Here is a 9,183-nt window from a genome sequence, read left to right on the forward strand (position 1 = left end):
CGGTCCAGCGCCGGGTCTCGGCCTCGTCCAGGCCGGGCGGCAGGTAGGCCTCCGGCGTGAAGACACGGGTCCAGCCCTGGCCGTGCACGGTGCCCACCGCATAGTCCAGCCGGCCGATCAGCTCGGCCGCGGCCGCCGCATCGTCGGGCAGCAGCTGGGCCCGCGGCACGCGCCGGGCCAGCCAGTGGGCAATGGCGCCGAACTCGGTCAGCACGCGGCCGTCGTCCAGCTGCAGGGCGGGGATGCTGCCCTTGAGGTTGAGCGCCAGGTAGGCCGGCTGGCGGTGGTCGCCCGCCGGCAGGTTCAGCACCGTCACCTGGAAGGGCAGCTCCAGCGCCTCCAGCAGGATGTGGATGCCGGTGGAGCAGGAGCCCGGCGTCATGAAGAAGGTCAGCATCGGCCGATGGTAGGCAGCGGACCGGCGCGGCGCGCAGGGGCGGTGCAAGCCCGAGCGCGCTGCTGGAGAAAGGCGCCTTGGCGGACGCGGCGGCGGGCGCCTGTCCTACATGGCACGCCGGGGCTGCGCCGAACAATGACAGGCCCGAACTGCCTTTTGTCGAGTCCCATGGCCCAGCCCTCGGCCCCCCTGCTGATCGGCGTCTCCGCCCGCATCTACCACCCCGACAGCCCGGTGCTGGACCTGGGCGGCGTGTGGACCAAGACGCTGCACTACCTGGAGCAGTCGGTGGCCTTGTGGCTGATGACCCAGGACGCGGTGCCGGTGATGGTGCCGGCGGTGGCCTCGGGCAGCCTGCAGTCGCGCAAGGCCCTGCAGTTGGAGGCCTACGCGGCCGCGCTCGATGGGCTGGTGCTGCAGGGCGGGGCCGATGTGGCACCGCAAAGCTATGGCGAGAGACCCTTGCGGCCCGAGTGGGCCGGCGACGCGGTGCGCGACCAGTACGAGGTGGCGCTGATCCACGCCTTCGTGGCCGCGCGCAAACCGGTCTTCGGCATCTGCCGCGGGCTGCAGATCCTCAACGTGGCCTTCGGCGGCAGCCTGTTCCAGGACCTGCCCACCCAGCACGGGCCGACGGTGACCCACTTCGCCCCGGGCATCTACGAACGCAACCACCACCCGGTGGACATCGAGCCCGGCTCTTGGCTGGCCCGGGTGTACCCCGGCCTGCGCCGCACCTGGGTCAACAGCATCCACCACCAGGCCATCCAGCGCCTGGCGCCGGGCTTCGAGGTGGGCGCGCGCAGCCTGGAGGACCAGACCATCGAAGCCATCAGCTGCCACGAAGGCAGCTACATCGCCGGGGTGCAGTGGCACCCCGAATTTCCCACCCGGGGTGGCGACAGCCCCTTCGATGACCAGCCGCTGCTGCGCGACTTCCTGCAGGCCTGCGCCGAGCGCCAGGCCAGGCGCAGCGGCTGAGCCTGTGCCCCCCGAGAACAAGAAAGAGAGACCGCCATGCGCTTTGCCGCTTCCGAAACCCTCAGCCTTGGCCTGGAGCTGGAACTGCAGCTGGTCTCGGCCAGCACCGGTCAACTCTCCCCCTCGGGCTCGGCCCTGTGGGAGGCCCTGCAGGCCCACCCGAGCGGCCGGCACTTCGCGCTGGAAGCCACGCAGGCCACCATCGAGCTCAATGCCTCGGTGCACCAGGCCGCCGAACCGCTGCGCCAGGAGGTGCATGCCCTGGTGACCCAGGCCCAGGCCGCGGCTGGAACCCTGGGGCTGGCCCTGCGCGGCGGCGGCACGCACCTGGCCCAGTTCTGGAACGAGCGGGTGCTGTCACCCACCGACCGGGCCCAGGTGCTGGACCAGCGCTTCGGCTTCCTGCCCAAGCGCTTCTCCACCTACGGCATGCATGTGCACGTGGGCATGCCCGACGCCGAGAGCGCGGTGCGGGTGGCCAATGTGCTGCAGGCCCACACGCCGCTGCTCATCGCCCTGTCCGCGGCCTCGCCCTTTCTGCAGCACGGCGACTCGGGCTTTGCCGCCTGCCGTCCGCTGGAGCCGCTGGTCTACCCGCACGGCGGGCCGCTGCCCCCGCTGCGGGACTGGGCCCACTTCTGCGCCCTGGTGCGGGAGCTGTGCGACACCGGCATCGCCGAGTCGCTCAAGGACATCTACTGGGACGTGCGCCCCAAGCCCGAGTTCGGCACGGTGGAGGTGCGGGTGTTCGACACGCCGCTGAGCGTGGACCGGGCGGTGGACCTGGCCGCCTGGACCCGCGCGCTGGCCGGCCTGGCGCTCAACGGGCAGTTGCCGCTGCCGCAGCCGCGCTGCCATGTCACCGAAGCCAAGGTCAGCCGCTTCCTGGCTTGCCGTGACGGGCTGCAGGCCCGGCTGTTCGACCCGGTGCGTGGCGACTGGGTGAACGCCCGCGCCTGGGCCCTGGCCCTGTCCGATCAGATGGCGCGGCAGCTGCCCACCCCCATGGACCGGCCGACCCTGGACCGCCTGGCCGCCGCCTGGCGGGCCGGGGACGGCGCGCAGGAGGACCACGCCCGCATGCGCGCCCTGTGGCGCAGCGTCGCCCCCGAGGGCCGGCTGCCCGATGGCTCGCCACCCGATGCGGTCGCCTTGGCCGCCTATTCAGCGACCCTGTGCGACCGGCTGCTGGGTGACGCATAAACTGGGGCCCTGGGTGGGCCGGCCGGCGGTCTCTGCCCGCCTTCCCGAGTCCCCGGCCCCGTGCAGTCACCCCACCACCCTTTGCAGGGCACGCGCCAGCTGATCTGGCAGCACCCTGTCGTCTTCGCCGCGCTGATCGGCGTGGCCGGCGCGCTGCTGACCATCGGCTTTCGCGAGGCCATCCACGCGGTCGAGACCCTGGCCTATGGCCGTGGCGACAGCCTGGTGGGCATCGCCCGCGGCCTGCAGGGCTGGCAGCGCGTGCTGCCGCCCGTCATCGGCGGGGTGGTGGCGGGCCTGCTGCTGGGCTGGACCCAGCGCTGGGTGCGCGAGGAGCACGGCGGCGACTACATGGAGGCCATCGCGCTGGGCAGCGGCGAGCTGGGCGTGCGCCATTCGCTGCTCAAGGCCCTGTCCTCGCTGGCCACGGTGACCAGCGGCGGGGCCATCGGCCGCGAAGGCCCGATGGTGCAGCTGGCCGCGCTGGCCGGCTCGCTGTTCGGCCGCTGGTGGCAGCTGCCGGTGCCCCGGCGCCGGCTCTACGTGGCCTGCGGGGCCGCGGCCGGCATCGCCACCGCCTACAACGCCCCCATCGCCGCGGCCCTGTTCATCGCCGAGATCGTGCTGAACTCGCTGTCCATGGCCAGCCTGGCGCCGCTGATCGTCTCGGCCTTCACCGCCAACCTGGTGGTGCGCCAGCTGGCGGGCTATGCGCCCACCTACCGCATGCCCTTCAGCGTGCTCAACCACGATGTGGAGATCATGGCGCTGCTGCCGCTGGGCCTGCTGGCCGGCGCCCTGGCCCCGCTGTACCTGGCGGTGCTGGACCAGGCCCATGTGCTGTTCCGGCGCTGGCAGGCGCCGCTGTGGCTCAAGCTGGGCACCGGCGGCCTGCTGGTGGGCCTGATCTCCCTTGTCAGCCCCGAGGTCTGGGGCAATGGCTACAGCGTGGTCAACGCCATCCTGCAGGACCACTGGTCCATGGCCGCGCTGCTGGCCGTGCTGTTCTGGAAGGTGCTGGCCGTCTCGGCCACCACCGGCTCGGGCGCGGTGGGCGGCATCTTCACGCCCACGCTCTTCGTGGGCGCGGTGCTGGGCGCCCTGTTCGGTGCCCTGCTGCAGCAGCTGTGGCCCGGCCTGGTGCCGCTGCCCGTGGCGGTGGTCATCGGCATGGGGGCCTTTCTGGCGGCCTGCACCCATGCGCCGCTGATGTCCATCCTGATGCTCTTCGAGATGACCCAGAACTACAACCTGATGGTCCCGCTGATGGCCACTTGCGTGCTGGGCTACCTCATCTCCCATGCGCTGCGGGTGCGCTCCATCTATGCCGTCACCCAGGAGCAGCTCAAGCCCGCCCCGGCCCTGACCATCGCGGCCGACCTGCTGCACGCGGACCCGCCCACCGTCGGGCCGGGCCAGAGCATGCAGGTGGTGGAGGAGCGCTTCCGCCAGAGCCGCTGGCAGCATGTCTATGTCACCGACGCGGCGGACCGCTTCCTCGGGGCCATCCCGCTGCAGGACTTCCGGCTGCAGCTGCTGCCCGACGGCACCGCCGCCGAGCAGCCCTGGCCGCCCCAACTGCTGCGCGCCAACTACCCGCGGGTGCGGCTGGAGGCCCCGGCCTGGGAGGTGCTGGAGGTGTTCAGCCACCACCCGGGCGAGCGCCTGCCGGTGCTGGACACGCAGGACCGCCTGATCGGCTACGTGGTCAAGTCGGACCTGGTGCTGCTGTGCCGGGACTACCTGGCCCAGCTCTGAGCCCCGGCCGGGCCTTCAGCCCGGCAGACGATGGGCCAGGTCCGCCTGCCGCGCCAGCAGCCGCTGCGCCAGTGCGGGCGCGCCGCCATGGCGCAGCACGCAGGCCTGGATCATGGCAGCCGGCAGTGCGGTGACCACCTGCCCGGCGGCCTGCAGCTCCGCCGCATCCATGTCGGCGAACAGGCGCCGGGCGTGCGGGTTGTCGGGGTCGAGGCGCAAGCGCTCCCACTCGTCCACCCGGGTGCCGAAGGCCGTGCCCTTGGGGTCGCCCTGGGCGCGGTAGCGCAGCGCGCCGCCCACGTCCAGCGTCAGCACCGTGCCGTCGGCGGCCACGCCCTGGTTGTCGCCCTCGAAGCCGGCGGCGTCCCAGTTGGCCAGCCAGGCATGCACGCCCAGCCAGTGGCGGGCCTGGATGCGCTCGGTCGCGCTGAACTGGGACAGGCGGCTGCGTTGCAAGGTCTGCCAGGCGGAGGCCACCTGGTCCGGCGCGCGGCAGCGGCGGTAGTGCAGCGTGGGTGCGCCAGCCAGCGCGTAGAGCCGGGCGGCCAGCCACTCGTTGCACGCATGGTCGGGCGACTCCACGGTCTTGACGTACCAGCGCCGGCCCTGGGCGTCTTCGTAAAGCCCCGCCGGGTGGCTGCCCAGGGCGCCGCCCACCCGCTGCATGGCCGCGGTGTCCAGCAGCGCACGGTCCTCGTCGTGCGGGGTCATGGCCGGCCTCAGGGCTGCGGCAGGGTGCGGCGCACCAGGGCGAGCTGCCCCGGCGTCTCGATGGCGCCGCGGCGCACCCGGCGCACCGCGCGGATGGCCTCGTCCGGCGCCCAGCCCAGTTCCACCAGCAGGCGCGCTGCCACCATGCCGGCGCGGCCCAGACCGCCCTTGCAGTGCACCAGCACATCGCCCCCGGCCCGCAGCAGGGCCCGGATCTCGGCCCCCTGCACCACCCAGGCCCGCTCGAAGGGCTCGGCCGGCACCCCGAAATCCGCGATCGGCAGGTGCAGCCAGCGCAGGCCGCGCCGCTGCACCTCCTGCCCCAGCCGAGGCACGCGCAGGGCCGTGAGTTCCTCCGGCTCCACCAGGGTCAGCACCAGCTGCGCGCCCCAGGCGGCGATGGCGTCCAGGTCCACGCCCAGATCACGCGCCCAGGCGCCGGTGGCCGCGGCATGGTCGTGCTTGCCGGGGCAGAAGGTGATGCCGATGCGGCCCCAGCCGTCGCCGGCACGCAACTCGGCGATCTGCAGCGGATGGCTGTGGCTGGTGCGCACGATGGTCATGCCCCATCGTGCCACCGCGCAGCTGCGGCCACCGCATTGGCCCAGCGGCGCAGTCTGGCTCAGGCGCGCAGCAGCTCGTCCACCACCGCCTGCCCCTCGGTGCCGGCCCAGTCCACCGCGCCCATCAGCTGGAAGCGGGCCCGTCCGGCGCGGTCGATGCCCACCGTGCAGGGGAAGACCCGGGCCTCGAAAGCCTTGGCCACCGCGCCCTCGTCGTCCAGCGCCACCGGCAGGTCCAGGCCCAGCGGCGCCAGGAAGCTGCGCACGGTGCTGGCCGACTCCCGGTAGTCCACCGCCATCAGCTGCAGGCCGCGGGCGCGTTCGCGCCGGGCCATGGCGGCCAGCTGCGGCAGCTCCTCGCGGCAGGGCTCGCACCAGGTGGCCCAGAAGTGCAGCAGCACGGCCTCACCGCGGGCGCCGGCCAGGGTCCAGCGGCCCCCGCCCAGCAGCGGCAGGTCCACCGCCGGGGTGGGCCGCCCTTTCGGCCAGGCCTTGCGCAGCACGGTGGCGGCCTGCGCCGGCCGGGGCGTGACAGCCCCCAGCGCGGTCAGCGCCAGGGACAGCGAGAAGGCCGCCAGGCCCTGGCGCCGGCCACGGTCGGGCGCAGGTGGGTCCCGCAGGGGACAGGGATCACAGGAGGGACAAGCCTTCATCGCTAAAATTTTCGCTCTTTCACAGATTTCCCACAGGACCTCTTGACCATGCCCACCCGCCTGTCGAGGCGCAGCCTCCTCCAATCGGCCTCTGCGTCCATGCTGCTCGCGGGCGTGCCCGCCCTGCGGGCCGAGGAGGCCCAGCGTCACTTCGATCCCAAGCCCAACGGCTGGCGCACCTTCGACGTGACCACCACCGTGTCGCTGAAGGAGGCCAAGGGCCCGTCCACCATCTGGCTGCCGGTGCCCTCGCTGGACAACGGCTGGCAGCGCACGCTGGACGTGCACTGGACCGACAACGCCGGCAAGGTGCAGATGAGCACCGATGGCGACACCGGCGCCAAGATCCTGACCGCCACCTACGACGCCTCGGTGGCGCTGCCCACCCTCACCCTGCTCACCCGCGTGCAGACGCAGAACCGCGGCGTGGACTGGCAGGCCAAGTCCTCCGAGCCGGTGGACCCTGCCGAGCTGCACCGCTGGGTGCAGCCCAGCGAGCTGATCCCGGTGGACGGCATCGTGCGCAAGGTGGCCCAGCAGATCGTGGCGGGCACCCGCGGCGACCGCGAGAAGGCCCAGCGCATCTACGACTGGGTGATCGTCAGTTCCTACCGCGACCCCAAGGTGCGCGGCTGCGGCGTGGGCGACATCCGGGCGATGCTGGAAAGCGGCAACCTGTCGGGCAAGTGCGCCGACATCAACGCCCTGTTCGTGGGCCTGTGCCGCGCGGCCGGCATTCCGGCACGTGACATCTACGGCGTGCGCCTGGTGCCCAGCGCCTTTGGCTACCGCGAGCTGGGCGGCAACCCCGCCAGCCTGAAGGGCGCGCAGCACTGCCGCTCCGAGATCTACCTGAAGGGCCACGGCTGGGTGGCCATGGACCCGGCCGACGTCACCAAGGTGATGCGCCAGGAAACCCCCGAGTGGATCAAGGACCCGGCCCACCCCATCGTCACCCCGGTGCGCCGCGCCCTGTTCGGCAGCTGGGAAGGCAACTGGATGGGCTACAGCAGCGCCGCCGACATCACCCTGCCGGGCAGCAAGAAGGGCAAGCTGCCCCTTCTTCATGTACCCGCAGGCCGAGACGGCCGACGGCGCCCGCGACCCCTACGCGCCGGACACTTTCGTCTACCAGATCACCGCCAAGGAGATCACCGCCTGAACGGGCAGCACGACGCGATGGTGAGCCAGAGCCTTCCTGCCACGCCCCCGGCCCGCGGCCTGGGCGCGCTGCTGGCCGCCGGTGTGGCGGCGCTGCTGGCCTCGGGCTGCTGCGTGGCGCCGCTGGCCCTGGCCCTGCTGGGCGTCTCCGGCGCCTGGATCGGCCAGCTGCGGGTGCTGGAACCCTGGTCGCCCTGGCTGCTGGGCGGCGCCCTGCTCGCCCTGGGCCTGGCGGCCTGGCAGATCTACCGCCGCCCCGCCCCGGGCGACGCCGCCTGTGCGCTGGACGACCCGGCCTGCGGTCAGACCCGCCGCGGCCTGCGCCGCTGGTTCTGGGTGGTGGCCCTGCTCACCGCCGTGCCCCTGCTGCTGCCCCTGGTGGCGCCCTGGTTCTACTGAAAGCTCTGCCATGAAGCCCCTGCTCACCCTGACCGGCGCCTTGGCCGCCCTGGCCCTGGCCGCCCCCGCTCTGGCGGCCCCACAGCAGGTCACGCTCAACGTGCCCACCATGGACTGCGCGACCTGCCCCATCACCATCCGCGTCGCGCTGACGAAGGTGCCCGGCGTCAGCAAGGCCGTGGTGAGCTACAACAAGCGCACCGCCAAGGTCAGCTACGACGACGCCAAGACCGATGTGGCGGCGCTGATGCGCGCCACCGAGGGCGTGGGCTACCCGTCCTTCAAGGCCGACGAGCCATGAGCCCCCACCTGGATTCAGGATTCCCTGAATCTCGGGTTGCTTGGAATTTCTGACCCCAATCCATATCAGTCGGAGAAATTTCTTCTTCGCGCAGCGCACCCACGGGTCCAGAACAGGAATTTCTCCCGGGCCGGGCTGACCAGAATCTTCAGCCCATGGAGATCTACCTCGACGCCAACGCCACCACCCCGGTGCTGCCGGCCGCCCAGGCCGCGGCGCTGGCCTGCATGGGCGAGCAGTTCGGCAACCCCAGCAGCACCCACGCCACCGGCCTGCGCGCCCGCGCCCTGCTGGAGCAGACCCGTGCCCGCGCCCGTCGCGTGCTGGGCGCCCCGACCGGACAGCTGCTGTTCACCAGCGGCGCCACCGAAGGCATCCAGACCGCCGTGCTCTCGGCCCTGATCAGCCTGCGCGGCCGGGACGATGTGGACTGCCTGCTTTACGGCGCCACCGAGCACAAGGCGGTGCCGGCGGCCCTGCACCACTGGAACCGGGTGCTGGATCTGGGCCTGGTGGTCGCCCCCATCCCGGTGGACCCGCAGGGGCGCCACGCGCTGGACTGGCTGCGCCGGCATGCGGGCCGCGCCGGCCTGGTCTGCACCATGGCCGCCAACAACGAAAGCGGCGTCATCAGCGACCTGGACGGCATTGCCGCCGCGCTGGCCGACAGCCCCGCCCTGTGGCTGGTGGACGGCGTGCAGGGTCTGGGCAAGCTGGACCTGCGCCTGGCCGAGCGGCCCATCGACTACGCACCGTTTTCCGGCCACAAGCTCTACGCACCCAAGGGCATCGGCCTGCTCTATGTGCGCGACGGCGCCCCCTTCACCCCGCTGATGGCTGGCGGAGGGCAGGAGGGCGGGCTGCGGTCCGGCACCGAGAACATGGCCGGCGTGGCCGCCCTGGGCGCGGTGCTGGCCGCGCTGGAAGACGGCCACACCTTTGCCTCCCCTGCCGTGCTGGCCCAGCACCGTGCGCGCCTGGCGGAGGCGCTGAGCGAGGCCTTTCCCGGCCTGGTCTTCAACGCCCCCGCGGCGCTGAGCCTGCCCACCACGCTGA

General features: G+C 72.5%; 10 protein-coding genes. 6 read left to right on the plus strand and 4 right to left on the minus strand.

Annotated features, from left to right (window positions below; translation table 11 throughout):
- A partial coding sequence (locus I73_RS04620) for a glutathione S-transferase N-terminal domain-containing protein (protein WP_022979537.1) occupies positions 1–397 on the minus strand: 397 nt, incomplete at its 3' end.
- A 168-nt stretch (positions 398–565) separates the two neighbouring features.
- On the opposite strand from I73_RS04620, the gene I73_RS04625 reads away from it, so the two are divergent.
- From I73_RS04625 to I73_RS04635, 3 genes are read left to right on the plus strand one after another with little or no spacing between them, the layout of a single operon-like run.
- The gene (locus tag I73_RS04625; protein ID WP_022979538.1) at positions 566–1,378 is read left to right on the plus strand and encodes a gamma-glutamyl-gamma-aminobutyrate hydrolase family protein; all 813 of its coding nucleotides are present in this window, start codon (positions 566–568) and stop codon (positions 1,376–1,378) included.
- A gap of 36 nt (positions 1,379–1,414) precedes the next feature.
- On the plus strand, positions 1,415–2,581 hold the full coding sequence (locus I73_RS25935; protein WP_022979539.1) for a YbdK family carboxylate-amine ligase: 1,167 nt from the start codon (positions 1,415–1,417) through the stop codon (positions 2,579–2,581).
- Between the two features lie 60 nt (positions 2,582–2,641).
- The gene (locus I73_RS04635) at positions 2,642–4,339 is read left to right on the plus strand and encodes a ClcB-like voltage-gated chloride channel protein (RefSeq protein ID WP_026096312.1); all 1,698 of its coding nucleotides are present in this window, start codon (positions 2,642–2,644) and stop codon (positions 4,337–4,339) included.
- A gap of 15 nt (positions 4,340–4,354) precedes the next feature.
- Here the strand turns inward: I73_RS04635 and I73_RS04640 are convergent, their stop codons facing one another.
- The 3 genes from I73_RS04640 to I73_RS25940 are packed head-to-tail and all read right to left on the minus strand — an operon-like array spanning position 4,355 to position 6,266.
- Positions 4,355–5,050 carry a hypothetical protein gene (locus tag I73_RS04640; protein WP_022979541.1) on the minus strand — a complete coding sequence of 232 codons (696 nt, stop codon included), beginning with the start codon at positions 5,048–5,050 and terminating at the stop codon, positions 4,355–4,357.
- Positions 5,051–5,058: 8 nt separating this feature from the next.
- Entirely contained in the window at positions 5,059–5,613 is a 555-nt protein-coding gene (locus I73_RS04645) for a cyclin-dependent kinase inhibitor 3 family protein (protein WP_022979542.1), read from the minus strand.
- 59 nt (positions 5,614–5,672) lie between these two features.
- Positions 5,673–6,266 (minus strand): TlpA disulfide reductase family protein, encoded by a 594-nt coding sequence (locus I73_RS25940; RefSeq protein ID WP_022979543.1) that lies wholly within the window; start codon positions 6,264–6,266, stop codon positions 5,673–5,675.
- Between the two features lie 48 nt (positions 6,267–6,314).
- On the opposite strand from I73_RS25940, the gene I73_RS34790 reads away from it, so the two are divergent.
- The 3 genes from I73_RS34790 to I73_RS04670 all read left to right on the plus strand — a co-directional run.
- A complete protein-coding gene (locus I73_RS34790) occupies positions 6,315–7,826 on the plus strand; it encodes a mercuric transporter MerT family protein (RefSeq protein ID WP_255348153.1) in 1,512 nt (503 codons plus the stop codon).
- A gap of 10 nt (positions 7,827–7,836) precedes the next feature.
- The gene (merP, locus tag I73_RS04665; protein ID WP_022979545.1) at positions 7,837–8,127 is read left to right on the plus strand and encodes a mercury resistance system periplasmic binding protein MerP; all 291 of its coding nucleotides are present in this window, start codon (positions 7,837–7,839) and stop codon (positions 8,125–8,127) included.
- Positions 8,128–8,282: 155 nt separating this feature from the next.
- Positions 8,283–9,183 (plus strand): cysteine desulfurase family protein (locus tag I73_RS04670; protein WP_022979546.1); only part of this gene is annotated, 901 nt, incomplete at its 3' end.

It is taken from the genome of Ideonella sp. B508-1 (assembly GCF_000333615.1).
GTDB lineage: Bacteria > Pseudomonadota > Gammaproteobacteria > Burkholderiales > Burkholderiaceae_C > Ideonella.

Excerpts from the sequence above, each read along its gene's own strand:
- I73_RS04645 (WP_022979542.1), bottom strand. The coding sequence starts at position 5,613 with ATGACCATCGTGCGCACCAGCCACAGCCATCCGCTGCAGATCGCCGAG.
- merP (WP_022979545.1), top strand. The coding sequence starts at position 7,837 with ATGAAGCCCCTGCTCACCCTGACCGGCGCCTTGGCCGCCCTGGCCCTG.
- I73_RS34790 (WP_255348153.1), top strand. The coding sequence starts at position 6,315 with ATGCCCACCCGCCTGTCGAGGCGCAGCCTCCTCCAATCGGCCTCTGCG.
- I73_RS25940 (WP_022979543.1), bottom strand. The coding sequence starts at position 6,266 with ATGAAGGCTTGTCCCTCCTGTGATCCCTGTCCCCTGCGGGACCCACCT.
- I73_RS04625 (WP_022979538.1), top strand. The coding sequence starts at position 566 with ATGGCCCAGCCCTCGGCCCCCCTGCTGATCGGCGTCTCCGCCCGCATC.
- I73_RS04640 (WP_022979541.1), bottom strand. The coding sequence starts at position 5,050 with ATGACCCCGCACGACGAGGACCGTGCGCTGCTGGACACCGCGGCCATG.
- I73_RS25935 (WP_022979539.1), top strand. The coding sequence starts at position 1,415 with ATGCGCTTTGCCGCTTCCGAAACCCTCAGCCTTGGCCTGGAGCTGGAA.